The following is a 24,946-nucleotide window of genomic DNA, read 5'->3' as shown; positions in this document are numbered from 1 at the left end:
TTCGAATATAAACAAAGAACCCATGCTGTGGGGCATGGGTTCCGATTCTAGTTTCTTTCTTTATTAAAAGAATTTATATCTATAGTCCTTGACGCCTGCCAAATCTTGCAGTGCCATCATTACAGAATATGTCGTACGCTGGGAAGCATTCTGTGTCAATTGACCCTGGTAAGCAGAATAGTCTCCGATTTCAGCCGCTGGAGTCAATGCATTCAGTTTACCTACGATCACGCCCACATCCTCACGAATTGGCTGGGTCATTTGACCTTGCTCAATTCCGAAGATCGCACCGATCGCACGTGGAGCAAAACCTACTCCTGGGATTACGTTGGCACTTAGTTTCAAATCAGGAATCTCGTTTAGAGAAGCAGCCTCAGGGAATACAGCTTTCATATCTTCCAATGAAGTTTTACCAGCAAGCTTTTCTTTGATGACTTCAGCTTTTTTCTCATTTCTAACCTGAGCTTCTACTTGTTCTTTCACATCTGCTAGCTCCAAGTCGCCTTCGTCTCTCTTGCTTACTAAAGTAGCAACGATGTAAGAATTGTCAAGCTCAAATACGTCAGAAACCTCACCTGTAGAAGTCCCATCAGCAAATGCCCAACGAATTACTTCTCTAGCGTTTTGAAGGTTGTTGATATTTCTAGCACTAGCGTCTACATTATTTGCCTGTAGAATTCTGTAATTATCAGTAGTAGCATTTTCAGTAAACTCATTTCTGTTTCCAGCATTCGCTGCAAAGGAATCTGCATTTCTGAAAGCTTCGTTTCTAGTGGCATCACTAGCTACCAATTCCAATTCTACAGTGGCTATTTTGGTATAAGTAGTTTTAGGCATTTCAGTCACCTTGATGATGTGGTAGCCATATTCTGTCTCTACCAGATTATCTAAGATGCCTGGAGCTTTTGCAGCATAAGCCGCGTCTGCGAATTCTGTAACGAAATCAGCTTTTGCAAACCAGCCTAAATCTCCGCCAGTTTGAGCAGTACCGTCTTGTCCGTATTGTCTAGCAGCTACTTCGAAGTTGCCGTCAGCTTTCACCTGTGCAAGAACTGTTTCAGCTTGCGCCTCTACAGCTGCTTTTCCAGCATCATCCATTCCTTCTGTACTGAATAGAATATGGGAAGCTCTCAATCTTGGAGTTCCTTCGTATTGATCAGAGATCTTATAAGATACGTAAGTTGAGTTAGCAGTGATAAAAGGACCATAAGTCTCGCCTGCTTGAATATCAGGGACGTTATTCGTCAAATTGATTGGAAGCTCGTCACCTGGTCTTACTGTCAAAAATGGCGCTTGACCTTCAGAGTTTCTCAATGCAAAAAGCGAATCGTTCTCAGTAGTTTTCAACTCCTCAGTCAATTCTTGAATCTGAGAAATAACTTCTGATGAATCTGCTCCACTTGGCTGAATGCTGAATGTTACATACTCGATGCTAGCTGCATTTCCAGCGTTAAACTTGCTTTTGTTCTTAGTCAAATATGCTTGCATTTCACTTTCAGAAACTGTCACATCTGCATCGGGTACAGCATAGAAAGGAACGAAAAGAATAGAAGCATCTGCGATAGTGTTCGCTGCTTTGTATTCTACTTTAGCTTCAGCTTGAGTTGCAAACTCAGAAGTAGCGAGCATGTTGTCATATTTGATTCTTAATCTTGAGTCAGCAAAAAGCTGCTCTTGTTGATTCCAATATGCCTGCTGCGCTGGATCTGCAGTTTCCAAAGATTGTAGGAAAGCTACCAATTGACTTTTGTCAAACTGACCAGTCTGCGGATTTACCAATTGCTGACGCAATTCCGGAACGATGTTTTTGCCCTGAACCATGTCAACTAATTCAGCATCAGAAATAGTCAAGCCTAACTTCTCATATTCTTCTTTGAACACGCGCTCCACAATCATTGATTGCCAAGCTTGCTCTCTGATAGAATACAGTTCTACTTCAGAAGGAACTCTTCCAGTACGCTGCTGATTGGCAATTTTGAATTCTTCCACGCGGGCGATATACTCTTCGTAAGTGATATCTTCACCAGCAATCTCACCCACTATGTTCTGACTTGAGCCTAGAAGGGAGGAATTTGGGCTTAATAAATCTCCTCCTAAGAGGAATAAAATCAATCCGCCGGCAATTACGCCGATCATCAGACCAGTTCGTTGTCTAATTTGTTTAATTAACGCCATTATTATTACTACGCTTTTTTAGAGAGTCGCAAAATAAGAGCATTACTAACGAAATTCAAAATATATTCTGAATCAAACGCTTAACTAGAAAATTCCAGAGCTATTTATTTTCAAGCGAACTGTCTCTATTCTATGCTCTTGCTTGGTCACCACAGTGAAATTATATGCTTCAAAAGTAACTGATTCCCCCTTCTTTGGAAGGTTTTCAGTAAGCGAAAGAATCAGGCCGGATAGGGTCTCAAAGTCTCCTATGGGCAATTCCCATCCATATTTATCATTGAGGTAGTCAATTTCATGACGCGCGCTGAGCAAATATTCCTGGTCTGAAATTTTCTGCTCGATCAAATCATCCGAGTCATACTCATCCTCGATTTCCCCAAAAATCTCCTCAATAATATCTTCCATAGAAACTATCCCAGATGTGCCTCCAAACTCATCAACTACCAAAGCCAGGCTTTTTCGCTCCTGAATAAATTGAATCAGCAACTCATTAGCCAAGGCAGATTCCGGAGCAATAATAATCGGGGTTAGGATTTCTTCGATGGTTTTAGGCTTTTTGAAAAGCTCTAATTGGTGGCAATAGCCAATCACATCATCGATAGACTCCCGATATACGATGACTTTAGAATGCCCACTTTCTTCAAATACCTGCTTCAATTCTTCGATAGCATCTTCCACCTCCACAGATACAATGTCGGTACGGGGCACCATACATTCGCGCACACGAACGGTTTTAAACTCTACTGCATTATCAAAAATCTTCGTATCGATTTCCACATGCCCTTCTTCTTTCCCTTTATGAATATGATTTTGGACAAAGCTATTGAGATCTGTAACCGTAAAAACAGGCTTGTCCTCACTGTATTCCAATCGGAGAATTTTGGTTATAAAAAACCTGGAAAGGCCTACCACAGCCCAAACAACTGGATAGAACAAAATATAAATAACCCAAAATGGGAGAGAAAAGAAATTCAACATGCTGTTTGGGTTCAGCATGAAAAGACTTTTTGGCAAAAACTCAGCAGTGATCAGGACAACTATGGTGGAGATCACTGTTTGTAGCAAAAGTACAATGGCATCGTTGGCGTAGCCATCTAACAAGTTTTTCAGCGGATCTTCCATCAAGTAAGCCATGAAAATACCATAGAGAACCAACATGATGGTATTGCCCATCAGGGTGGTACCGATGAACTGCCCAGGACGCTGTACAAATACGCTTAAGATCTTACCTGTGAGGTCACCTTGCTTATTTTGAAGCTCTATCTGAAGCTTATTCGCTGAGATAAACGCGATTTCCATTCCTGAGAAAAAGGCAGACATCGCAAGGGTGATAATCACATAAATCAAATAATAACTAATTTCCATTCTTAACGCTTTTTGCGGGGTTGGGTCTTTTTCTTAGGGGTAGGAGGCTCTTCGGGTTTTTGCATTTTGCGGTACTGAAACCAAAATAGTAAGGCTACCGCAAACATAAAAATTGCATACGAAGCACCTACTCCTTGGGTAATAGTCTGGTGGATGCCAACAATCATCAGTGCCAGTGAAAGCGATAATATTAATGCGTCAAGTAATTTCATGTTGAATAATATTGAAGTAAACTGAACGAGTAAAGTTCAGTTTTATTTACTAAGAAATTTCTTTCTAAAGAATTCATTTAAAGCCCATCGTCGGTCAATTCCAACTTGCTTTCCCTGATATCTTTCAAGGAATAATTCGTAAAAGTTTCATCGGCTTCCAATGCAGATCCAAAGAAAAATGTATTTCCCTCCTGTACTCTTACAAACTTCTCAGTATATATTTTTTTCTTATTTGGCTCCCAAAAAAGCTCTTCTGACTGCAGCTTTTGGTCTTTTACTAAGTTGTGAACCTGTACGTCTCCCTCTCCTTTGAAGATATTTTCCTGCTTAAATAAATATCCTCGGTCAGCTGTCAAGGTAGTACTCAATTGACCATCCTTTTCAAAAATCTGAATCTCTATTCCCTCAGGAAACTCCATATTTCCATTGGCGAATTCCAATTGCTTGGGAGCTTTGATTTCTGAACGGACTATGGCAGAATCACTCTGAATCAGGTGAAAATTAGTACTCATGTTCGTGGGACCTTCATACTCCTCAAGCAGAGATGCATCTATATCCTCCCTGCAGGAGCTCGTTACACTGAGTACACAAATAAGTAAGAAGAAAATTAGTATGGTTTTCACGGCTCAAAGATACTTGAAAATTGCTTTAGTCTATAAATGAAAAAAGGCAGCCCGAAGACTGCCTTTTAATATTAAATAAGATATTAATCTCTAGTAGCTAAGGTGACAGTCTCACCAATCCAACATCCAGTGTTAATGGTTTGACCAGCCTGCATACCTTCTGTAAACAACTCTTCTTTAGAAGGGAATCTAGATCTCGCATTCGCCATTCCAGAAGAATCACCTGCTCTTTGGTAAGCATTATAAGCTGCGATATAGATTGAATAATCTTTCACACGGCTATTTCCTGCTTTACAATCATTGAAGGAGTTCATGTACATTCCTGCAATCATGGAGTAGATATCTGAAGTTCTAGATGAATCCAGATTAGCAGCTTCTCTTGCTGCAGTTCTTGCAGCAGACTTTTTGCCTTGCTTCAGGTATATTTTTGCCAATTCAAATTGTGCCTCCGCTTTTTGAGTATCATTCTCAGCAAGAGTTAGTGCTTGACTCCACATTTCCTCTGCTTTTGCAGCATTATCTTCCTGCATATACCTCATCGCAATTACTTGGGATGTAGAGAATGAAGGCTCTTTCGCATGCTTGATCTCTAGTGCTTGTAAGAAGGCATCAGTATTAAAGCATTTATATTGTACAGAATACTTGAAGATTTGGTCAGCAAGAGCCTCATTAGTTGGATCAGCTATCAATTTTGGACCCAATGTATTTTCAATGAATTCACAATCAATAAGCTCCATAGCTACCAATAGAGTTTCCAAAGTAGACTTTTGACTGGAAACATCTGTTCCTTCTGCTGCAGCTTTGTCTAGCATTTTATTGATTTTGTCATGAATAGCTAGAATCTCTTCACCCGTATAAGCTTGGTGATAAGCATAATTTCTATAGATAAGATCAAAATAGGCAGCGGTCAGTTGATAGTTGATAGTACCATTAAGTTCCATTGCTTTCTCAAAGTCTGCAATAGGACCTTCCAACATATCTTTATCACCTTTGTAGTATTGGTATCCGTAATATGCCTTATTCTCGATCCAGTTTTTCTCATTATCGTAGATTTCGCCTCTTTTATTGAATAGCAAAATCACAGAATCTTGATAAACTCTTTTTTGAGCTTCGTCAGTGGTAATCTTTGAAGCTTCATCATAAATTTTGATACCATTCTGATAGATAGACTCATTCAGCTCAGGTACATTGGTTAGCAACCAATGCAGGGGATGTGTAGCTTCTATAACCTGATCAGAATTCATATAATCAGTATAGGCTGCATTTAATTCTCTTGCTTTAGCTTCTTGCGCAGGATCAGATGGAAAATTCCATCCTTCTTGAGCTTGGACCATGCCGGCCAGAAGCAGGGCAGTAAGCCCTAGGATTGTAGATTTAATTTTCATTTTCATAATGGTTTAATTCGGCACAATTTAATCTTCATGTCTAAATCCAAGTTTTAGGATTTAACCATTTTGATTGAATGGTTTGGTTAATTATTAGTCAAATACTCGTTTGAAGAACCAACTATTATCATTCAATGATAAACCTAAGGTTACGTTCACATAGTTCTCTCTGATCAGGCCATTATCAGTGGTTCCCCGCTGACCTACCTTCACTGCGAAATTCAATAATGAAAGTTGATTCACAGGAAGTGAAGCTCCAAAGTTAATGCCAAGGTCATTAATATTTGTCTCGTTCAAATAATATGGAGTCTGTTGGTATTCCAATCCGACTCTATAAGTCCCCCTCTTCAATGGACTATCTACATTAAGATAATCCGGTGTAAACTGGATTCCCAAGCCTACCTTAATTGCTTCCTGCAATCTAATAGGATCGTCGAGCAAAGATCTGAACTTTTTAAAGTCCTGATATTGGCCTTCTAATCCGATTACAAATTTGTTGTTTTTCTCGTAAGAAACCCCGAATCCGTAGCGATTAGGGATATAAATGCTACCTGGCTCGTCGTTAGCAATCAAGTCTCCATCCGAATCCGGATCGCTAGCTTGGCCAAATGCTGCGAGCTTGGCAAAAGCTTTTCCATTAACATCTCCTAAATGCTGATAAATGGCACCCATGTGAAGCTTGCTCTTTGTGTTCAACGGGATGAAGTAATATGCACCCGCTTTGATACCCACATCACTAACTGTTAATCTTTCATAATATTCTGTGACATTCCCGACCGGAGCTCCTTCATCACTAAAAAGTGCCAACTGATCCGTGCGAATTGTTGACCCAAAAAGATAGGATCCTTGTAGTCCAAGACTGAAATTCTTGGCAACTACCATCCCCAAACTTAAGTAAGCTTCGGAAATACCACCATCACCTTCTATATCATTGAATGCCCTTACCTCAGCATTCTCTACGGTACTTTGTATTCTCAATCTATAGTTCACACTGGTGATTTGATTCAAGCCAAAGCCTACTGTAAACTTATTTACTTTCACTGGAAGTGAAAATGCAACATAAGACAATCCACCGCCATCTACATCAGAAGTTTCCGTACCGTTATTGGCAGCGATTTTTTTGTAATTCAGTGCCGCCTCAAAATTAAAAATTGTGTTTTTGGTAGAAAGGGCCGGGTTAACTGTGTTCGGATTCCATGGAGTACCGTAACTTATGCCAAGCCCCCCCATTCCTTGATTATTGGTAAGGCCTGAATAATTAAATTCACCGATACCTAAGGCACTATAAGTAGATGCGCTGGTCTGTGCCTGCGTTTCCGTAAATAAGAAAAGGGTGCATAGTACACCCAGCAATTGCAATTTGATTTTACTCAACATTGTGGTTTAGAATAGAATTCAATCCGTATAGGACCAAATTTGGGACTACAAATATGAGGTCTTTTGCCAATGAATCAAAAGATTGGGCGTCTCCACCGCTAACAAAGACCTCAATTTCTGGAAATTTTTTAGTGTATGCTTCTATTTGCCCTCGTATTTCGAATTCAACTCCGTACCAAATACCGATTTGCATACAGGTGATGGTATTGTTGCCGATTAATTCAGCAGGTTTATATTTCAGATCAACCAATGGCAATCTCGCTGTTTGATCTTTCATAGCTTTGGCACGCATCCCGAGACCAGGACTGATGGCTCCTCCCAAATACGAGTTTCTTTCATCGATAAGATCAAAAGTAATACAAGTTCCTAAGTCTATTGCGAGAACGGGTCCCTTACCCCGCATCGCCCAAGCTCCTATTGCTCCAGCTATTCGGTCTAGGCCTAAAGTTGCCGGAGTTCCGTATGAATTAGTAATGGGCAGTTTGGTGTCAGAACTTAGGTAGGCAAATTGAAAGGGGATTAATTCCTGCAATTCTTCTTGACTCCACCTTACAGAACTGATTAAACACTGATCAAATGAAACTGATTTCCAATGCGTTAATGCATTATCTAGCGTGTCAAAGACATCTTCCTCGATCAACTTTTCCCCTTCAAAGAAAGCTGATTTGATTCTAGTATTACCAATATCTATAATGAGATTAGTCATGCAGGTTAATTAATAGTCTGCAAAATAGCCATTCAAAAAAAGTAGTGCCTTTTCTCCGTGTTAAATTATCTTTGAGCTAGTTGGTACTTAACAAACTTTAACCCATGAGTCCTACCCAATACACCATGATCGGATTGATGTCTGGTACTTCCGGAGATGGATTAGACATAGCTTATTGCAGCTACGAACTTCATGATCAGTGGTCTTACGAGATTTTAGATGCAGTAACTGCTCCTTTTCCAGAAGAATTAGGATCAAAGCTCATGAATTGTCACAAGCTCTCCGCTTTGGAGTTGGCACTTCTGGATGTGGATTTTGGAAAGTGGATGGGAGAAAAAGTAAGGCAATATTGTAGCGAAAAGCAAATCAAACCTATGGCTGTTTGCTCTCACGGGCATACCGTATTCCACCAGCCAGCTAGGCAGCTGAGCCTTCAGATCGGGAATGGCTGGGCCCTTCATGAAGCTTCAGGCGAGAAAGTAATCAATGATTTCCGAATGCATGACGTGCAGCTTGGCGGGCAAGGAGCGCCCTTGGTTCCCATCGGAGACCATTTGCTTTTCTCCTCAATTGATTTTTGTATCAACCTGGGAGGAATAGCAAATATTAGCATGGAATCCTCAGGTAAGCGGATCGCTTTTGATACCTGTCCTTTTAATCTCTTGCTAAATTCCGAGGCAAAAAAATTAGGTGCCGAGTATGATAAAGGAGGTGTGTGGGCAAAGGAGGGTAGGTTACATACACCCCTATATGAGGCTTTAAATGCACTTTTTTATTATTCCAAGTCAGAAGTAAAGTCTTTGGGTAGAGAGGATCTGGAAAATGATTTCATCCCACTTATAAATTCTAGTGGCCTTTCAGAAAAAGAGGTCCTCAGAACTCTTGTGGAGCATTTTGCTTTTCAAATCGCCAAAGTTATCAAGTATCATCAAAGCAATGATCAGCCTTCTGTTCTGATTACTGGAGGAGGTGCATATAATTCATTTTTTATAGAATGTCTGGCCAAACAGCTTGATAATAAATGGGTTCATGCTTGTGCTGCACAGGAACTTATAGAATTTAAGGAAGCATTGATTTTTGGATTTCTTGGAGTGTTGCGTCTTCGCAATGAAAATAACTGCTTGGCTTCTGTCACAGGAGCAAGAATTGACTCATGTGGTGGAGTAATTTATGGTTAACCGCCCGTCAGACTTCATGTAACAACACTGGTTTATTTTTCTATTTTTGCCCTATTATAAACCCAAATTACATGCAGGAATTACTTAAAAAATTTGAAAACAAGCAGCCAGAAATCACTTTTGAATGGAGCGACAGCGAATCAGAAGCAGAAGGTTGGGTGGTGATAAATTCTCTTCGGGGAGGAGCTGCCGGCGGTGGTACTCGAATGAGAAAAGGGCTAGATAAGCGTGAAGTAGAATCTCTTGCCAAAACTATGGAGGTGAAGTTTACTGTCTCTGGTCCCGCTATTGGTGGTGCAAAATCAGGAATCAATTTCGATCCAAATGATCCCCGCAAAGATGAAGTTCTCCGACGCTGGTACAAAGCTGTCATTCCATTGTTAAAAAGTTATTACGGTACAGGTGGTGATTTGAATGTGGACGAAATCCATGAGGTAATTCCAATCACGGAATCCTATGGATTATGGCACCCGCAGGAAGGAGTCGTAAACGGTCACTATCATGCTACAGAACCTGAGAAAATCAGAAAAATCGGCCAATTGAGACAGGGAGTTTCAAAAGTTCTCGAAGATCCTGATTTTACTCCCAATGGACCAAAGAAATATACCGTAGCAGATATGATTACGGGTTTTGGTGTGGCCGAAGCTGTACGACATTATTACACCATTTGGGGAGGAAGTATTAAAGGAAAGAGAGCGGTCATCCAAGGATGGGGAAATGTGGGAGCTGCTGCTGCCTGCTTCTTAGCTGTGGAAGGCGTGAAAATAGTTGGTATTATAGATCGAGACGGAGGCGTTATCAACGAAAACGGCTACACACTAGATGAGGTGCGAGAGCTCTTCCTCAATAGAAAAGGGAATAAACTCGTAGCAGAAAATCAACTGACGTTTGAAGAGATCAATGAAAAAATTTGGGATCTGGAAAGTGAAATTTTCATTCCGGCAGCATCCTCCAGACTGATCACCCAGGACCAAGCAGAGCGAATGGTCAATGCAGGTTTGGAAGTTATTTCCTGTGGAGCAAATGTGCCCTTTGCTGACCCAGAGATTTTCTTCGGTCCTATTGGTGTTTGGACTGATCAGCGTGTTTCTGTCATTCCAGATTTCATAGCAAATTGTGGGATGGCTCGTGTGTTTGCATACTTGATGACTGATAATGCAGAAGTCACCGATAAGGCTATATTTACAGATGTCAGCAAGACTATAGAAAAAGCGCTTTTGAAGGTAAATTCGAAAAATCCTGAAAAAGTTAAACTAGCGGAAAGCTCCTTTAGCATAGCTTTAGCACAACTCGTGTAAAATCATGCTTTCTCTTTGCCCTGATGGAGTTAATTTTTGATTAATTCCATCAGGATGGAATGTTTTGATTGTGCTGTATCAGCCAAAATCTGTAGTTTAGCAGAAGCCACAGCAGTACAACAACAATTAATTAATTGCTTAAATTAACCGAAAAGAACCCCCAGTATACCCTGTTAGCCTAATGAAGAATTTTATCTTTAGTTTCTCCATACTTTTCGGTTTATTATTTTTTGGTGGGATAGGCACGCAATATACCTATGCTCAAACCACTGATAATGAGAACGTATTCTTAGCTCAAGTTGATCATGTAGATGCTGATCAAGTCGGAACACATGAAGATTTGGTGGAAGAAGCAGTGGAGGAGGAACATCATACAGCACCTATTTGGCTTGTCATTCCTTTTGTAGCTCTACTACTCATGATTGCCACAGGACCGCTGTTCTATGAGCATTTTTGGCACCACAATTATCCTAAAATTGCTATCGGATTCGCGTTGTTAGTCGTTTTCTACTATTTATTTATCCTAGGAAATGTCCATGCACCCGTCCATGCGCTGGCCGAATATATTCAGTTTATAGCGCTGCTAGCATCTTTATATATCGCTTCGGGAGGCATATTGATAGAGATAGATAAGAAAGCTACACCATTTGCAAACGTAACCTTGCTAGTCATTGGTGCGCTGATTTCTAATCTGATCGGAACTACAGGAGCTTCCATGCTTTTGATCCGACCATTCATCAGACTGAATAAAGGTAATATTCAGGCATATCACATCATATTCTTCATATTTATGGTGAGTAATGTAGGTGGTTCACTCACTCCGATCGGCGATCCACCGCTATTTTTGGGTTTCCTGAAAGGCATACCATTCTTTTGGACACTAGAACATAACTGGCCTGCATGGATATTTACTTTAGTGATGTTGGCTGTGGTGTTCTATTTCATTGATAAAAAAATTGGAAGAGCCAACGATGATAATGAACTGGAAGAAACTGTTTATACTAACAAATTTTCTTTAGTAGGAATTAAGAATTTTGGATGGTTATTTATTATTATTTGTTCAGTATTCCTTGATCCAAATGTGATAGAGGGCGTTCCGGCTATCGTCTATGACGGGCAGAAATTCTCTTACATCAGAGAAATTATCATGCTTACAGTAGCCTTCCTTTCCTATCGGTTTGCTGACCAGCGAGCTATTAAAGGCAATGAATTCAATTTTGAGCCTATTCGGGAAGTAGCTTTTATATTTATAGGAATCTTCGGCACTATGATGCCTGCATTGGAACTTGTAGGTGCTTTTGCCAAATCTCCTGATGGCGCTGCTATGATTACCCATAATACGCTGTATTGGGGAACTGGAATTTTATCAGGATTTCTAGACAATGCACCTACCTACTTGAACTTCTTAGCCGCTGCTATGGCTTCCAAAGGCGCATCTATCAATAATATTGAAGAGGTTAGGCAATTTGCGGCTGACGGATACCATGATTCAGCATTTGAGTTAATGGCGATTGCAATTGCATCAGTATTCTTTGGAGCAATGACGTATATTGGTAATGGGCCAAATTTCATGGTGAAGTCTATCGCTGAGCAAAATGGCATCAAAATGCCTTCCTTCTTCGGTTACATTATCCGGTTCTCCTTGCCGATCTTACTGCCACTTCTATTCTTGGTATGGCTGGTATTTTTCGCTTTCGTATAAATTACACTTCACTAAACCGGAAACAGGATTCTAAATGGTCATTGAAAAGACCTGTTGCCTGCATGTGTGCATAGACTGTGGTGCTTCCTAGAAATTTGAAACCTCTTTTCTTTAGGTCTTTGGCTAGCAAATCGGATTCCTTGGTAGTCGCTTGAGCTTCACTCATAGAGGATAGGCGATTTTGAATCGGCTTTCCTCCCACAAATCCCCAGATGTAATTAGAAAAAGAACCAAACTCCTTCTGGACTTCCATGAAGCGTTTTGCATTGTTTATTGCCGCCCGGATTTTTAAAACATTCCTGATTATGCCAGGATCTTGCAGCAATTCCTGCACATAACTTTCTGGAAACTCTGCTACAACTTCGTAATCAAAGTCTGCAAAAGCTTTACGATAACCTTCCCTTTTTTTCAAAATCGTGGCCCAACTCAATCCAGCCTGAGCAGATTCTAAAATCAAAAACTCAAAATGCACACGATCATCCCAAACCGGAACTCCCCACTCCGTATCATGATAGGCTACATATTCTTCAAAACCCAGACACCAAGGACAGCGAGTTTTTTGATCAGTAATTTGAAAAGTATTTTTCATTTGTGACAATTTAGGTGAATAAAATTAATCAAGAGTTGGGATTAGGAGGCAGAGTGCCTTACTTTTTGACTTCAATTGACAGATTAAAATGATTGCCACCTCCACTCTAGAAATCAGCGCCAAAGCCTACCGACAAAATATTCGTTACATACGCTCTGAAATCGGCCCGAAGCCTATCATTTCTGCAGTAGTCAAAGGAAATGCTTATGGCCATGGAATCGCCCAAATGGTCGAAATAATTGAGAAAGCCGGAATACGCCATTTCTGCACCTTCAGTTCGGACGAAGCGTGGGAAGTTTTAGAGCATTCTAAAAGAGGATCCGAAATCATGATCTTGGGTATGCTGCACCTTGAAGAGATCCCAGAACTGATAAGTAAAGGAATCAGCTTTTATGTTTTTGATTTCGAAAGACTACAACGAGCAATCGATATATCCAAAGAAATTGGCATTCACGCTAAAGTCCATATTGAAATCGAAACGGGCTTTCACAGAACTGGATTTGATTGGAGCCAACGTGAAAAGCTTGCAGAAATACTCCTTGAGGAAAAGGATAATATTTCCATCGAGGGACTTTGCACCCATTATGCTGGGGCTGAATCTGTAAGCAACTTTGTACGAGTTAAGAATCAAATTGCCCGATATCATGAGTTTAAAGACTTTTTCAATTCTAGAGGAATAGCGTTCAAAATCTATCATACAGCATGTTCTGCAGCGACACTTATTTTCCCAGAAACAATCATGGATATGGTAAGAATAGGTATAGCGGGCTATGGTTTTTGGCCCACTAAAGAAACTTTTTTTGCGAAGCTAAATTCCCTTCCCAAAGGAAATAAAAATCCTTTACGCCGGCTCATCACTTGGAAAAGCACCATCATGAGTTTGAAAGCAGTCAAAACCGGGGAATTTGTAGGCTATGGCAATAGCTACATGGCCTTAGAGAACATTCGTTTGGCCATCGTACCTGTGGGGTATGGACACGGCTATAGTCGGATGCTGAGTAATCAGGGAATGGTTCTGATCGGCGGGCAACATTGTCAAGTGGTGGGTACTGTCACCATGAACGCGATTGCTGTAAATGTGAGCAAAATCAAAGATCTCAAAATAGGGGATGAGGTGATATTAATTGGAAAGCAAGGTGGAAAAGAAATCACTGTGGCGTCTTTTTCTGAATCTACTCAGCAAGTCAACTACGAGATGCTCACCAGATTGCCGAAAGATATTCCAAGGATAATTATCCCTTAATAAAAAATTACGGTCTTGTTATTGATTGGCATCACCTTTCGATCTATGTGATATTTGATAGCTTTAGAAAGCACTACTTTTTCCACGTCTTGACCAATCTGTACGAGCTCAGCAACGGTATTATGATGCCTCACTCTGGCCACTTCCTGCTCTATGATCGGCCCTGCATCCAATTCTTCTGTGACGTAATGAGCCGTTGCTCCAATAATTTTGACACCTCGCTCAAATGCTGCATGATACGGTTTGGCCCCCACGAAAGCAGGCAAAAATGAGTGGTGAATATTGATGATTCGATTTGGGAAATGCTGAATAAACTCCGCAGACAAGATCTGCATGTATCTCGCCAAGACTACAAAGTCAATTTGGTTTGACTTCATCAATTCCAGTTGATTTGCTTCAGCAGCAGCTTTGGTCTCTGAGGAAATGGGAATATGGTGAAAAGGAATTCCGAAGGCTTCTACCACTTGCTTCAAATTTGGATGATTGGAAACGACCAAAGGAATATCAACCTCAAGCTGCCCAGCATAGTGCCTTCCCAAAATATCAAACAAGCAATGTGAGAGCTTGCTCACAAAAATCGCCATTCGCGGTTTTGGGAAGTTGAAATGAAGTTTGAAATCCATCTGAAATCGCTCTCCAACTTCAGACTTGAAACGCTGAGAAATCTCCTCTTTACCTAAAGAAAAGGTATCCAGTTCCCAGGCAGCTCGCATAAAAAACATCCCCATTTCCTCATCCACGTGCTGATCAACCTCAAGAATATTTCCATTGTGGTTATATAAAAAACTAGAAACTTCTGCTACTATTCCCTTTTGATCAGGACACTGAATGATTAGGATGGCTTTTTTCATAATTAAATTGTTTGGTTGTCTGCAAAAAAATCAAAGAGTCTGTAAATGTGGCAAACGCCATGATAAATCATTGAAAGAAATTTATACGATCATATTTGAGCAAGATAATCGCTAATAGTTAAGATTTCTGTCTGGTTGAGTTTTTCTAAAACCAATAAGTCTTTATCCCCTGTAATTAAGTGTGAGGCTTTTCCGTCATTTGCCAAAGCCAAAAGAAAATTATCTTTATCGTCGCGACAGAGTTCAAAAGAGGAAGTAACCATTACAAATTCAGCGTTTGTCCTGATTTTTGAAAGTAGGCTTAGAAGATCAGTTGGGGAAAAGTATTTTTTGAATTTAGGCCTTTGCGCTACTTCTATGAATTCATCCAAAAGTTCCTGACTAAAAAGCAAAGTAAGTTTGCCATTTTTAAACAGTTGATCAATTTTGGAGAAATCTTTAGTTAAAAGAAAACTCACCCAAATGTTGGTGTCAAGAATAACTCTATGCTTTTCCCTTGGCATAGCGCTTAGATCTCACTAATTCAACCTCCTTGGTTATATCTTCTAAAGTTGGGGGATTAGCTGCTGCATTTTTCCTAAGTCTTTCTACAACATCCATAAAAGGGTCTTCTGAAGAGTCAGAAATAGAAATGAGGTTCAAGTCCGCGAGTTCTCGCAGCAATTTTTCAGCCTTAGGATTCAAAATTTCTACTTGATAAGTCATAGCATTTCAAATTTACAAAATTGCGACCAATTCTTAATTCAGGAATTTTTACCGCTTGGATTAGCTGCTTTTATACAGTTTATATTTCATTTATGATTTCGTCCAAAAATCCTTCATTATAGAAATTGCTATTCCCAAATATAGATTGAGCCTTGTTAAGAATTTCCTCAACGCTTTTTGATTCAGTTATGTTCTTTCCATAAAGGTCATCTGGCAAAACATACGAAAAGTTATAAACGCTTTCAATTCCTTGGTCAGAGTCATTGTAAACTTCGTGATAGACAAGAGTGAATGAATATTTTCCAGGTCTAATTTCTATCCATTTTAGTATTTCATGCTCGCCACTATTGGCAGTTCCTAAACACTGTTCAATGCTTTTCCCTTTATTAAGTTGGGCTTTGATTTGAAATATGTCCAAATTTTTCATTTAGTTATAAATGCTTTAGAAAACATGTATGGAACGATACTTCGGTCTTCCGTCAACTGTCTTCCAGCTTTTCACGAATTCCAGATCTCCCACGATGCCTCCGCCTGTAGAATAAGCATTTCGTGGCCATTTTTCGCTTTGCCTCCAGCATCCAAACAAGCTTTCATCAGCGTAGTCACCGGAGGATTATAGACCAAATCATACACAAAATGCTCAGCTGAAAACTGCTCTAAAGGAATAGCTGGAATGCCATCAACTTTTGGAAAGGTACCAAGAGGCGTAGTATTTACTATCAAATGGTGAGTTTTCATGATCTCAGGATCCACCGCCAAATCTTTATAGGTAATCTGGTCTTCATCTTCTGATCGGGAAACATTTAAATACTCAATCCCCAAATCATTCAAGGCCTGTTTAATTGCCTTGGAAGCCCCACCTGTTCCTAGAATCAAAGCTTTTACTTTCTTACCGCCAAGCCATGGAGAAAGTGAGTTTTTGAATCCTATGTAATCTGTATTATAACCTGTGCGGATTCCGTCTTTGATATGAATGCAGTTGACCGCTCCGATTTCTTCACAGGCTTCCTCCAAATCATCGACCCAAGCAATCACATCTTCCTTGTGCGGAATCGTGACATTGATACCTTCGATCTCCGGATCATCATTTAGGATTTCATCTAGCTCAAATGCGTTGGGAATATCATACAGTTCGTATTCGCAATCTTCAATTCCTTCCTTTTCGAATTTCTCTGTGAAATATTTCTTCGAAAAAGAATGTGTCAGTGGATGCCCTATCAAACCGAATTTCCTCATGATTTCTTTAAATATGCAGCAAGGCGATCAATTCCATAAACTAAAATGATCCCAAATAGAAAGGCAGTTAGAGCCAAGACTAATTTTGGCTCAAAACCAGTTTGTTCTAAATACTCTCCTGGAAATATATTTTTAGTCAAAAAAGGTTTTTCTTCTCCACTTGAAGAAGTACGGTAGGCCGTGACGATTTTCCATGGCCAAAGCTTATTGATAGACCCAAGCATAAAGCCGGAAAGCAATGCGATCGTAATTGAATAAAAATACTTTAGAAACCAAGAAATCACTCTGCTAAATGATAATAGTCCTACTATACAGCCAAGCGCAAAAACGCCAAGTGTAGTAAAATTACGCTCTGATACCGCATTAAGAATAGGCTCGTATTTGCCAAGAATCAACAAAAGAAAACTTCCACTAATACCAGGAAGAATCATTGCACAAATCGCAATCGCACCGGCTACAAAAGTAAACCAAAGTGCGTCTGGGCTACTCGTAGGTGGCAGATCCGTGATGAAATAGGCTGAAACCGTCCCGATGATTAAGGCGATGATTACTCCTATGGTCCACTTTTTAATGTCTTTTAAAATCAGAAATGCACTCACTAAAATCAACCCGCAGAAAAACGACCAGAGCGGAATGGGATGCTCAGCCATCAAATAGGTGATTAGCTTAGAAAGTGAGAAAATACTCGTCATGATCCCAAGCAGTAGGCTTAGTAAAAAAGCACCGTTTACCGCTTGAAAAAATTTATTGAACTCAAACTTCAGCAACAACTTCAGACTATCGCCATTGAAAGAATTTATGCTATTGAGTAGCTCTTCGTAAATTCCGGTGATCAGGGCGATAGAACCACCAGACACGCCGGGCACTATGTCTGCTGCCCCCATTCCCATTCCCTTCAGGTAGGTGAGTAGGTATTTTCTGATTGAATCCATGGTCAAAAATAAAGGCTGATCGGAAAATTCCAATCAGCCTGTAATGAGTTGAGTTGTATTACAATTTGATTTCTCCCAAAAAGTGATCGAAGGTATCACCTCTTAAGCCGAGCCTAATAGTTTCCAAAGGAATAACTTCCGATGGACTGATATTTCCAAGGTTTACATTAGCACCGATCAGTTTGATAAACCATACTTGCTGCGATTTGATCGGAGCTTCCCAGATGATTCTTTCTTCTGGGATCTGAGTAAGAATTTCTTCCACAAGACCTTGTCTTACTTCACCAGAATCCCTGAACAGACCTACATTTCCACCTTCTCTAGCCTCTCCGATTACTTTCCAAGCACCTGCATCCAATTCTGTCTGCATCTGCTCAATCCATTTGTATGGAGGGATAATTTTCGCAGCATCCTTAGACCCTACTTCTGAAAGTACGGTTACTTGTTTGGCTAGCGTAGTGATGTACTCACATTTCTTGTCATGATTTAGAGAAATAGAACCATCCGACACCTCAGCGAAAGAAAGATCATATTTATCCAATACTTTTCTATAATCGTCAAATTGACCTCTTACTATAAAAGCTTCGAAAAGTGTACCTCCCAAGTAAACTGGAATCCCAGCTTCTTTATAAATGGCAAGTTTTTCGTTGAGGTTTTTAGTGACATATGACGTAGCCCAGCCAAGTTTTACTATATCTACAAAATCAGAACAGCTTTCAACAAAATCTTCTGTGGCACGTAGGCTTAAGCCTTTGTCCATGGCCATGGTAAATCCTTTGGTTCGTGGCTTTTCAGTCCGAACAGGGATATTATTCAGCTCATAATTCATTAGCGAGGTTTTAATGTTAAGACTCGAGGTTTTCCTCTCGATATTGGGCAATAATCTTGTATAAGGCCTTCTGCTGTTTAAGCTCTGGCATCAGATCATACATGATCATATGCTTTTCGAAGTCCAAAGTTAACCCATTTTCCAAAAATGAAAACGCCTCTTTGTAATTGCCCATTTTGATTAGGTATACAACTAAGCGATAATATAGCTCAGCCTCCTCAGGCATTTCTTCTATTCCTTCCCGAGTAACGTCTATAGCTTCTTCAAAGCGGTTCTGCTCAAAGTATATAAGTGCCAGATTCACATAGGTTTCCAGAATGCCTGGTTCCAAATTGATCGCTTCTTCATAAGCTTCGGCACTGGCTTGCATATTTCCCAAGTTAAATTCAGCATCTCCAAGTCCAACCCAATAATTTGAATTTTCTTTTGTGAGATTTAAAGCTTTTTTGAAATAATGTATGGCTTCAAAGAATTTTTCCTTCTTAAGCATACACATTCCGAGTCCAAACCAAGCGTCATCATATTCCTCATCAAACTTGGCCGACTTCTTAAAATATTTAAAAGCCTCATCGATTTTGTCAAGCTTCTCATAAGCGGCACCCATGTAGCAGCAATTCTCAGCATTTGCACCTTCACAATTAATCGTGTTCTGGTATGCTTCCAAGGCAAGCTCATACTGCTGCGTATTCATTAGCGCATTTCCAAGGTTGAAATAAGCGGAAGCAAAGGAATCGTCAATTATTATGGCATAATCGTATGCTTTGATCGCCTCCTCAAACCTGCCCAATCTGTTATAGACCACTCCTAAATTATACCAAGCACCAGCGCTATAGGGGTCCTGATCGATGAACTCTTGATAAAACTCCAGGATTTCATCAAAAGAGCCTTCTTCTTCAGTGATCATTGCCAACTGAAAAAGGGCGTCTTCGTGATTGATACGGTTTTTTACAGCCTCTTTGAAATAAAAGCTCGCCTTTTCATTATTATTTTGAACACGATAAAGGTTTCCTAATGAATAATATACCTCTGCTTTGTCTTCTGCTAAAGGGAGGTAATTCTCCAACAGTTCTATGCCTTCTTTCGGAGTTCCGCTAAGAATATATGCATTAGCCAAGGCAAGGATGATCTCTTCATTGTTTGGCGAAATGTTATTGATGTTTTCCAGAATCTCTTGTCCCTCTTCCAACTCATCATTGAAAATCAAACACTGAGCCTTCAGGAGCTTAATTTCCACAGAGAAAGGGAATCTTTCCAAGGAAAATTCGGCTGCGCGCAAAGCTTTTAGGAATTTCTGCTGATCAAAGTAAAATCGGATGATATCCTCCAATTCTTCCTCTTCAAAATAAAGGTCCAGATTGGATTGTAGGGAATTTTCAAATCGCTCTACCAGCTTCTTGTCATTTTCCCAATCGTGATCGTGATCTCCGGTCATTAGGATGCGTTATGGTTTATTTAAGTTACCAATAAATTTGGTCTCTCAAAATCTCGATTTGTTAAATTTCATTTTAGTTCTGAACAGAAATAGTACCAACTCTGCTTCAGGCTTTGCGTACCAACGATCAGGATTAAAAATAAGTTTACTTTGACCACTCAAAGGTGTCCTCTAGGCTATGATAGGGCGTCCCTATAACCTTGTTCACTTTGCTATTGTCAAAAAAAACTTTTTGCTGTGAAATCATTGCTGTCTTCTTGTTCAGAGGGCTTTTGCTCAAACCCAGCTTTCTAAAAATCGTGTTAAAAATCACAGCTACTTTTAACATCGTTGGGCTTACTGCTGTACTAGGTGCTTTTTTGCCAAAAGCCAAAGCCATTTTTTCGAAGAATTCTTTATATGAAATGCTTTCTTTATTTAGAATAAATCGCTGTCCCCAAACTTCTTTGTCTACTAATACTCTCACTTGATGGGCAGCGTCTCGCACATCGATGTAATTCAAATCTCCTTTAGGATAATAAGAGTTTTCATCAATCACATAATGGTAAATATCTGTGGAGGATCTATCATCGCTGATTTTTCCGAGTAGTATGGAAGGATTTACAACTATCAGGTCAATCCCTTCCTGCTCTCCTCGCCAAGCTTCTAATTCTGCCAAATACTTAGAAACGCCATAATCGGTATTGAGGGGAGTCTCCACCCACTTAAAATTCTCATCAAGTTGCGTCAATTCAGGACTTCTGCCTATAGCAGCGACAGAACTGACATGCACCAGTTTTTTCACTCCTGTATTCAGCATGGCATTGACTACATTGGTGGTGCCAGTCATATTAATTCGATAAAGGCTATCTTTTTCGCCTGCGTCGAAAGAAACTTTTCCAGCAGCGTGAATAACCAAGTCCATCCCAGCCATCGCTTCTTCTAGAGATTCAATATCAGAAAGCTTTCCTTCATGCCAAGTAATGGGGAATTGTACTCCATCAAGAAGCCTGGTGGAAGAGCTTGCTCTACGGACACCGTGTATTTCTCCCAGCGATGCAAATTCCTTTGCCAAATAGCTGCCAAACAACCCTGTAATACCTGTGATGAGAATTTTCATTGACTTTTATGCAAATCAAAGAGAGGAATTGAGCAAGTCTAATTGCTTTAATTTTTGATACAATTTTGACTTTGGAAGGGTCTCTATCATATCCAAATAGCGCTGATTGTGACAGTCAGTCCCAAGAAACTTAACCAGTCCAGTCTCAACCAGCATTTCACCAAAATCCTTTACCGGCTTGGAATAAAACCCAGTTAGAGACAATATGTTTACTTGAAAAAGGATTTGTCTATCGGTAAGATCTTGAAGCAGTCCTTTATCTGCAATCAGGTATTGATATCGCTCAGGATGGGCTAGAATAGGTTTATAACCGGCCATTTCGAGTTGAAAAATAATTTCCAGTAGCATTTGAGGCCTATTTATAAAGCCTGTTTCTACCAAAATATAGTTATTTCCAAATGTCAGAACGTCCTCACCATTTTTGATTTTCTCCAAGAAAATCTCATCCATGTAATATTCAGCTGCAGCTTCTATTTCGATGGAAATTCCCTCTTTTTTAATCGCTTTACGCAAATCCTCAAGTCCCATAGTGATGATCTCCGGGGTATTGCGATAATACTCGGACATAATGTGTGGAGTAGTGATGATTTTACGCAATCCATAATCTGCAAGGCGCTTTATCAAATGGAGAGATTCCTCCATAGTTTTAGATCCGTCGTCGATTCCTGGTATCAAATGTGAGTGCATATCCACCTGCAACCAACTAAGGTCAAGGTCTTCAATCACCTCCGGCTTTCTTTTAAACAGATCTAAAAACCCCATTACAGTTCTCCTTCACTAATTTTAAATTCTTCTAACGTTGGCCAAACAGCATCTTTATCCGAAGTAATCGGGACGTTCACTTGCCAGTCAATGGCTAAAGCAGGGTCATTCCAGAGAATTCCTCCCTCGCTTGCTTTATGATAATAATTAGAGCACTTGTAGGCGAATATAGCATCTTCCAAAACTGAAAATCCATGCGCAAAACCTGCCGGAACATACATGAGGTTATTCCTTTCTGCATCAAGAATAGCTGAGTATTTCTCACCAAATGTTGATGAGTCTCTTCTCAAATCCACGATCACGTCTAGGACCTTGCCTTGGATTACTCGTACTAATTTTGCCTGAGCAAATTCCCCTTTCTGGAAATGCAACCCACGGACTGTTCCTTTTTGGGAAAAGCTCTGATTATCTTGCACCCAATCATGATGCACCCCTTCAGATTGTAGCCAATCTGCTCGATAAGATTCAAAGAAATAGCCTCTTTGATCTTCAAAAACTCTAGGAAATATCTCTAACACACCTGCTAAAGGTGCTTTTATTATTTGGGCCATTGGGTGACTGTTGATACTGGCATTCAATGGTAAAATAACCAAGAGACAAAACACTATCCTAATCAATTCTAAGGAAATATGTCGAACTTTGTTGTATCCGATGCTACAAATCGAAAAAACACCACCTCAACTGGTCGTTTTTATGATAATTAGGAAACTAAATTCAAGTTTTCCGCATTGTTTTGACATAGAATTTACAATATGAGTAAACACTCCCGCAAAATCCAAAAACTTTACGAAACAGCTCCGAAGGAGGAAACTGCCATTTTAGTAAGTGTCGTTAGACAATATCAAACAGAGCAACAAACTGAGGAATACTTAGATGAATTGGCTTTTTTGACAGAAACACTAGGCGCAAAGACTGTTTATCGCTTCACCCAGAAAATGGAAAAGCCAGATATCAAAACATTTGTAGGCACTGGTAAACTTGAGGAGATCGCAGCATATATCAAGCATTTTGAAGTCGATATGGTCATATTCGATGATGACCTTTCACCCTCTCAAATGAGAAACCTAGAGAATGAATTGAAAGTGACGATTTATGATAGGTCGTTACTAATCTTGGATATTTTCTTGAATCGAGCGCAAACTGCCCAAGCAAAAACACAGGTAGAACTGGCTCGTTTCCAATATTTACTTCCTCGATTGACGAACATGTGGACTCACTTAGAGCGACAGCGAGGAGGAACTACCACGCGTGGTGGAGCCGGTGAGAAAGAAATAGAAACAGATAAGCGAGATATCCGAGGAAGAATAACTCTCCTCAAGGAAAAGCTTCGTGAAATAGAAAAGCAAGGAGAAACCCAGCGAAAAGGGAGAAAGGGAATTGTTCGAGTGGCAGTGGTAGGCTATACCAACGTAGGGAAGAGCACACTTATGAACTTGATCACCAAGACAAATATTCTTGCTGAAAACAAGCTTTTCGCAACGGTAGACTCTACTGTCCGAAAAGTAGTACTTGAAAATGTACCTTTCTTACTATCTGATACAGTTGGATTCATCAGAAAGCTACCTACACACTTGATCGCAGCTTTCAAATCTACGCTGGATGAGATTCGAGAGGCGGATCTGCTGGTGCATGTAGTGGATATTTCGCATCCACATTTTGAAGATCACATCGCAGTAGTCACTCAGACATTAAGTGAAATCAATGCCGGGGATAAGCCGATTTTACTTGTATTTAATAAGATCGATTTAGTAGAAACTATGCCTAGCGAGGAAGATAGCATGAAAATGACTGAGCTTGAACTCGAAGAAGCTAACTTTCTTGATTTTGATGCGCTTGCAGAAGCGTACCAGAAGAAAACCGGTATTCCACCAGTATTTATGGCTGCAGTAAGTGGCCAGAATGTGGAGGGTTTCCGTCAGGCATTGGTAACAGAGGTAAAAAAACAGCACCGAAAAATCTATCCTCATTACTTAGAGGATCAAACTTTTTCGCTGGAAGAATAAGAAATTTCAATTGGGTATTAATTTATTGATACCCAATTTTTTTTAATTGATCCTTTTTCTTTCCTATTATTTTTTTGCCTATCCTCGCTTTTATTTTTAAACTTATTCCTTAGCTAATCATACCTGAATGAATTCTGAGTATTCTCAATACGACGTTTTTTTTGAAATAACGCCTGACCTAGTGTGTATTGCAGGTTTTGATGGATATTTCAAAAAAGTAAATCCGGCAGTTATAGAAGTCTTAGGTTATAGTTATGAAGAATTATATGCAAAACCGGTAAATCACTTCGTGTTCGAGGAGGATAAAGAAAAGACAGCGATGGTAAGAAAGTCATTGCTCAATTCAGAACCCTTAATTGATTTTGAAAACAGATATGTTACAAAATCAGGAGAGATTGTATGGCTTTCCTGGACCTCCCAACCAGTAGAGCACGCTAAATTGGTTTTTGCAATAGCGAAGAATATCACACAAAAAAAAGAGCTTGAAGCTGAAAGAAACACGCTCTTGACCAATTTAACAGAGCTCAATAAAGACCTTCGACATATTGGTCACATGACTTCACATGATCTCAGGTCACCCGTGAATAACCTACTTTCTATATATGAACTATTAGATTATTCAAAAATCACAGACAAGGATACGCTGGAGCTCATGGAGGTTTTTAAATTATGCTGTGAGGACTTAAGAGAGAAACTCAATTTTTATTCTAAAGAGCTTAAAGACAAGCAATCTCTTTATATTCCATTTGAAGAGATTGACCTTAAAAAAATTGTGAAAAAAGTCTCTAAATCAATCAGTTCCCTCATAAAAAATTCTGGGGCTACTATTTCGAATGACTTTACCGAAGTGAAGAAGATCCAATCAAACCCTAATTATTTAGAAAGCATTTTTCTGAATCTGATTACCAATTCAATCAAATATAGGAAGCCTGGAATTCCTCCAATTATTACCATTTCTAGCAAACTGATGGAAGATAAAATTCAGATTGATTTTTCTGACAATGGACTCGGGTTTGATATGGAAAAAGTGGGGAATAAACTATTCGGATTTCAGCAAACATTTACTAATCAAGAAGATAGTCATGGAATAGGTCTCTATTTAGTTTACAATCATGTGAAGTCTCTTGGGGGTACTATAGAAGTGGAAAGCGCACTTGATATGGGAACTACGTTTCGGATTAAGCTAAATGCCTAGGCAAATTTCATGTAGAAAAAATCGATAATATCCCAAGGACAATGCAGGA

Annotated in this window: 25 protein-coding genes; 6 read left to right on the top strand and 19 right to left on the bottom strand. The window is 39.7% G+C overall.

Annotation, left to right across the window (positions count from 1 at the left end; translation table 11 throughout):
• Positions 1-63: 63 nt before the first annotated feature.
• The 7 genes from ACPUEN_RS14285 to ACPUEN_RS14255 all read right to left on the bottom strand — a co-directional run bounded on the left by ACPUEN_RS14285 (position 64) and on the right by ACPUEN_RS14255 (position 7,843).
• Positions 64-2,175 (bottom strand): SurA N-terminal domain-containing protein, encoded by a 2,112-nt coding sequence (locus tag ACPUEN_RS14285; protein ID WP_425636575.1) that lies wholly within the window; start codon positions 2,173-2,175, stop codon positions 64-66.
• An 84-nt stretch (positions 2,176-2,259) separates the two neighbouring features.
• A complete protein-coding gene (locus tag ACPUEN_RS14280; protein WP_425636574.1) occupies positions 2,260-3,540 on the bottom strand; it encodes a hemolysin family protein in 1,281 nt (426 codons plus the stop codon).
• A 2-nt stretch (positions 3,541-3,542) separates the two neighbouring features.
• Positions 3,543-3,752, bottom strand: coding sequence for a hypothetical protein (locus ACPUEN_RS14275; protein ID WP_425636573.1), 210 nt, complete (start codon positions 3,750-3,752; stop codon positions 3,543-3,545).
• Positions 3,753-3,829: 77 nt separating this feature from the next.
• The gene (gene lptC, locus ACPUEN_RS14270; RefSeq protein WP_425636572.1) at positions 3,830-4,375 is read right to left on the bottom strand and encodes an LPS export ABC transporter periplasmic protein LptC; all 546 of its coding nucleotides are present in this window, start codon (positions 4,373-4,375) and stop codon (positions 3,830-3,832) included.
• 83 nt (positions 4,376-4,458) lie between these two features.
• Complete coding sequence (locus ACPUEN_RS14265) at positions 4,459-5,760, bottom strand: hypothetical protein (protein ID WP_425636571.1); 1,302 nt, start codon at positions 5,758-5,760, stop codon at positions 4,459-4,461.
• A gap of 93 nt (positions 5,761-5,853) precedes the next feature.
• Positions 5,854-7,137 carry a hypothetical protein gene (locus ACPUEN_RS14260; RefSeq protein WP_425636570.1) on the bottom strand — a complete coding sequence of 428 codons (1,284 nt, stop codon included), beginning with the start codon at positions 7,135-7,137 and terminating at the stop codon, positions 5,854-5,856.
• Positions 7,127-7,843 (bottom strand): type III pantothenate kinase, encoded by a 717-nt coding sequence (locus ACPUEN_RS14255; RefSeq protein ID WP_425636569.1) that lies wholly within the window; start codon positions 7,841-7,843, stop codon positions 7,127-7,129. Before ACPUEN_RS14255 ends, ACPUEN_RS14260 begins: the two co-directional genes overlap by 11 nt.
• Before the next feature lie 104 nt (positions 7,844-7,947).
• Here ACPUEN_RS14255 and ACPUEN_RS14250 point away from each other — a divergent pair, with 104 nt between their 5' ends.
• The 3 genes from ACPUEN_RS14250 (at position 7,948) to ACPUEN_RS14240 (ending at position 12,021) form a co-directional block, all read left to right on the top strand.
• Complete coding sequence (locus ACPUEN_RS14250) at positions 7,948-9,021, top strand: anhydro-N-acetylmuramic acid kinase (protein ID WP_425636568.1); 1,074 nt, start codon at positions 7,948-7,950, stop codon at positions 9,019-9,021.
• Positions 9,022-9,092: 71 nt separating this feature from the next.
• Positions 9,093-10,319, top strand: coding sequence for a Glu/Leu/Phe/Val dehydrogenase dimerization domain-containing protein (locus ACPUEN_RS14245; RefSeq protein WP_425636567.1), 1,227 nt, complete (start codon positions 9,093-9,095; stop codon positions 10,317-10,319).
• Between the two features lie 181 nt (positions 10,320-10,500).
• Positions 10,501-12,021 (top strand): sodium:proton antiporter, encoded by a 1,521-nt coding sequence (locus tag ACPUEN_RS14240; RefSeq protein ID WP_425636565.1) that lies wholly within the window; start codon positions 10,501-10,503, stop codon positions 12,019-12,021.
• A gap of 1 nt (position 12,022) precedes the next feature.
• Here the strand turns inward: ACPUEN_RS14240 and ACPUEN_RS14235 are convergent, their stop codons facing one another.
• A complete protein-coding gene (locus ACPUEN_RS14235; RefSeq protein WP_425636564.1) occupies positions 12,023-12,610 on the bottom strand; it encodes a DNA-3-methyladenine glycosylase I in 588 nt (195 codons plus the stop codon).
• Between the two features lie 88 nt (positions 12,611-12,698).
• Between ACPUEN_RS14235 and alr the strand changes: the two genes are divergently transcribed.
• Complete coding sequence (gene alr / locus ACPUEN_RS14230) at positions 12,699-13,853, top strand: alanine racemase (protein WP_425636563.1); 1,155 nt, start codon at positions 12,699-12,701, stop codon at positions 13,851-13,853.
• Here the strand turns inward: alr and purU are convergent.
• The 11 genes from purU to rfbC all read right to left on the bottom strand — a co-directional run bounded on the left by purU (position 13,850) and on the right by rfbC (position 22,250).
• Positions 13,850-14,704, bottom strand: a complete 855-nt coding sequence (gene purU / locus ACPUEN_RS14225) for a formyltetrahydrofolate deformylase (RefSeq protein WP_425636562.1) — start codon at positions 14,702-14,704, stop codon at positions 13,850-13,852. The two genes, alr and purU, sit on opposite strands and share 4 nt — an antisense overlap.
• 89 nt (positions 14,705-14,793) lie before the next feature.
• On the bottom strand, positions 14,794-15,207 hold the full coding sequence (locus tag ACPUEN_RS14220; protein ID WP_425636561.1) for a putative toxin-antitoxin system toxin component, PIN family: 414 nt from the start codon (positions 15,205-15,207) through the stop codon (positions 14,794-14,796).
• Complete coding sequence (locus ACPUEN_RS14215) at positions 15,188-15,409, bottom strand: hypothetical protein (protein WP_425636560.1); 222 nt, start codon at positions 15,407-15,409, stop codon at positions 15,188-15,190. The genes ACPUEN_RS14220 and ACPUEN_RS14215 overlap by 20 nt, the downstream gene beginning before the upstream one ends.
• A 79-nt stretch (positions 15,410-15,488) precedes the next feature.
• The gene (locus tag ACPUEN_RS14210; protein WP_425636559.1) at positions 15,489-15,836 is read right to left on the bottom strand and encodes a hypothetical protein; all 348 of its coding nucleotides are present in this window, start codon (positions 15,834-15,836) and stop codon (positions 15,489-15,491) included.
• Positions 15,837-15,907: 71 nt separating this feature from the next.
• Complete coding sequence (locus tag ACPUEN_RS14205; protein ID WP_425636558.1) at positions 15,908-16,645, bottom strand: shikimate dehydrogenase family protein; 738 nt, start codon at positions 16,643-16,645, stop codon at positions 15,908-15,910.
• Entirely contained in the window at positions 16,642-17,577 is a 936-nt protein-coding gene (locus ACPUEN_RS14200; RefSeq protein ID WP_425636557.1) for a DUF368 domain-containing protein, read from the bottom strand. The genes ACPUEN_RS14205 and ACPUEN_RS14200 overlap by 4 nt, the downstream gene beginning before the upstream one ends.
• Positions 17,578-17,635: 58 nt before the next feature.
• Positions 17,636-18,406, bottom strand: coding sequence for a phosphosulfolactate synthase (locus tag ACPUEN_RS14195; protein WP_091696563.1), 771 nt, complete (start codon positions 18,404-18,406; stop codon positions 17,636-17,638).
• Between the two features lie 16 nt (positions 18,407-18,422).
• Entirely contained in the window at positions 18,423-19,838 is a 1,416-nt protein-coding gene (locus ACPUEN_RS14190) for a tetratricopeptide repeat protein (RefSeq protein WP_425636556.1), read from the bottom strand.
• 145 nt (positions 19,839-19,983) lie between these two features.
• Entirely contained in the window at positions 19,984-20,937 is a 954-nt protein-coding gene (locus tag ACPUEN_RS14185; RefSeq protein WP_425636555.1) for an NAD-dependent epimerase/dehydratase family protein, read from the bottom strand.
• Positions 20,938-20,952: 15 nt separating this feature from the next.
• A complete protein-coding gene (locus ACPUEN_RS14180; protein ID WP_425636554.1) occupies positions 20,953-21,699 on the bottom strand; it encodes a tyrosine-protein phosphatase in 747 nt (248 codons plus the stop codon).
• Positions 21,699-22,250, bottom strand: a complete 552-nt coding sequence (gene rfbC / locus ACPUEN_RS14175) for a dTDP-4-dehydrorhamnose 3,5-epimerase (protein WP_425636553.1) — start codon at positions 22,248-22,250, stop codon at positions 21,699-21,701. Before rfbC ends, ACPUEN_RS14180 begins: the two co-directional genes overlap by 1 nt.
• A 201-nt stretch (positions 22,251-22,451) precedes the next feature.
• On the opposite strand from rfbC, the gene hflX reads away from it, so the two are divergent.
• Together hflX and ACPUEN_RS14165 are read left to right on the top strand one after the other, a co-directional pair.
• Complete coding sequence (hflX, locus tag ACPUEN_RS14170) at positions 22,452-23,702, top strand: GTPase HflX (protein WP_425636552.1); 1,251 nt, start codon at positions 22,452-22,454, stop codon at positions 23,700-23,702.
• Between the two features lie 127 nt (positions 23,703-23,829).
• Positions 23,830-24,897 carry a PAS domain-containing sensor histidine kinase gene (locus ACPUEN_RS14165; RefSeq protein WP_425636551.1) on the top strand — a complete coding sequence of 356 codons (1,068 nt, stop codon included), beginning with the start codon at positions 23,830-23,832 and terminating at the stop codon, positions 24,895-24,897.
• Positions 24,898-24,946: the final 49 nt, after the last annotated feature.

It is taken from the genome of Algoriphagus yeomjeoni (assembly GCF_049821175.1).
Classification (GTDB): Bacteria; Bacteroidota; Bacteroidia; order Cytophagales; family Cyclobacteriaceae; genus Algoriphagus; species Algoriphagus yeomjeoni_A.
This window is presented reverse-complemented; position numbering and strand designations above follow the sequence as displayed.

What these genes read in the sequence shown, in the direction of transcription:
- ACPUEN_RS14285 (WP_425636575.1), bottom strand. Translation starts at nt 2,175, where the DNA reads ATGGCGTTAATTAAACAAATTAGACAACGAACTGGTCTGATGATCGGC.
- ACPUEN_RS14280 (WP_425636574.1), bottom strand. Translation starts at nt 3,540, where the DNA reads ATGGAAATTAGTTATTATTTGATTTATGTGATTATCACCCTTGCGATG.
- ACPUEN_RS14275 (WP_425636573.1), bottom strand. Translation starts at nt 3,752, where the DNA reads ATGAAATTACTTGACGCATTAATATTATCGCTTTCACTGGCACTGATG.
- ACPUEN_RS14265 (WP_425636571.1), bottom strand. Translation starts at nt 5,760, where the DNA reads ATGAAAATTAAATCTACAATCCTAGGGCTTACTGCCCTGCTTCTGGCC.
- ACPUEN_RS14260 (WP_425636570.1), bottom strand. Translation starts at nt 7,137, where the DNA reads ATGTTGAGTAAAATCAAATTGCAATTGCTGGGTGTACTATGCACCCTT.
- ACPUEN_RS14255 (WP_425636569.1), bottom strand. Translation starts at nt 7,843, where the DNA reads ATGACTAATCTCATTATAGATATTGGTAATACTAGAATCAAATCAGCT.
- ACPUEN_RS14250 (WP_425636568.1), top strand. Translation starts at nt 7,948, where the DNA reads ATGAGTCCTACCCAATACACCATGATCGGATTGATGTCTGGTACTTCC.
- ACPUEN_RS14245 (WP_425636567.1), top strand. Translation starts at nt 9,093, where the DNA reads ATGCAGGAATTACTTAAAAAATTTGAAAACAAGCAGCCAGAAATCACT.
- ACPUEN_RS14240 (WP_425636565.1), top strand. Translation starts at nt 10,501, where the DNA reads ATGAAGAATTTTATCTTTAGTTTCTCCATACTTTTCGGTTTATTATTT.
- ACPUEN_RS14235 (WP_425636564.1), bottom strand. Translation starts at nt 12,610, where the DNA reads ATGAAAAATACTTTTCAAATTACTGATCAAAAAACTCGCTGTCCTTGG.
- alr (WP_425636563.1), top strand. Translation starts at nt 12,699, where the DNA reads ATGATTGCCACCTCCACTCTAGAAATCAGCGCCAAAGCCTACCGACAA.
- purU (WP_425636562.1), bottom strand. Translation starts at nt 14,704, where the DNA reads ATGAAAAAAGCCATCCTAATCATTCAGTGTCCTGATCAAAAGGGAATA.
- ACPUEN_RS14220 (WP_425636561.1), bottom strand. Translation starts at nt 15,207, where the DNA reads ATGCCAAGGGAAAAGCATAGAGTTATTCTTGACACCAACATTTGGGTG.
- ACPUEN_RS14215 (WP_425636560.1), bottom strand. Translation starts at nt 15,409, where the DNA reads ATGACTTATCAAGTAGAAATTTTGAATCCTAAGGCTGAAAAATTGCTG.
- ACPUEN_RS14210 (WP_425636559.1), bottom strand. Translation starts at nt 15,836, where the DNA reads ATGAAAAATTTGGACATATTTCAAATCAAAGCCCAACTTAATAAAGGG.
- ACPUEN_RS14205 (WP_425636558.1), bottom strand. Translation starts at nt 16,645, where the DNA reads ATGAGGAAATTCGGTTTGATAGGGCATCCACTGACACATTCTTTTTCG.
- ACPUEN_RS14200 (WP_425636557.1), bottom strand. Translation starts at nt 17,577, where the DNA reads ATGGATTCAATCAGAAAATACCTACTCACCTACCTGAAGGGAATGGGA.
- ACPUEN_RS14195 (WP_091696563.1), bottom strand. Translation starts at nt 18,406, where the DNA reads ATGAATTATGAGCTGAATAATATCCCTGTTCGGACTGAAAAGCCACGA.
- ACPUEN_RS14190 (WP_425636556.1), bottom strand. Translation starts at nt 19,838, where the DNA reads ATGACCGGAGATCACGATCACGATTGGGAAAATGACAAGAAGCTGGTA.
- ACPUEN_RS14185 (WP_425636555.1), bottom strand. Translation starts at nt 20,937, where the DNA reads ATGAAAATTCTCATCACAGGTATTACAGGGTTGTTTGGCAGCTATTTG.
- ACPUEN_RS14180 (WP_425636554.1), bottom strand. Translation starts at nt 21,699, where the DNA reads ATGGGGTTTTTAGATCTGTTTAAAAGAAAGCCGGAGGTGATTGAAGAC.
- rfbC (WP_425636553.1), bottom strand. Translation starts at nt 22,250, where the DNA reads ATGGCCCAAATAATAAAAGCACCTTTAGCAGGTGTGTTAGAGATATTT.
- hflX (WP_425636552.1), top strand. Translation starts at nt 22,452, where the DNA reads ATGAGTAAACACTCCCGCAAAATCCAAAAACTTTACGAAACAGCTCCG.
- ACPUEN_RS14165 (WP_425636551.1), top strand. Translation starts at nt 23,830, where the DNA reads ATGAATTCTGAGTATTCTCAATACGACGTTTTTTTTGAAATAACGCCT.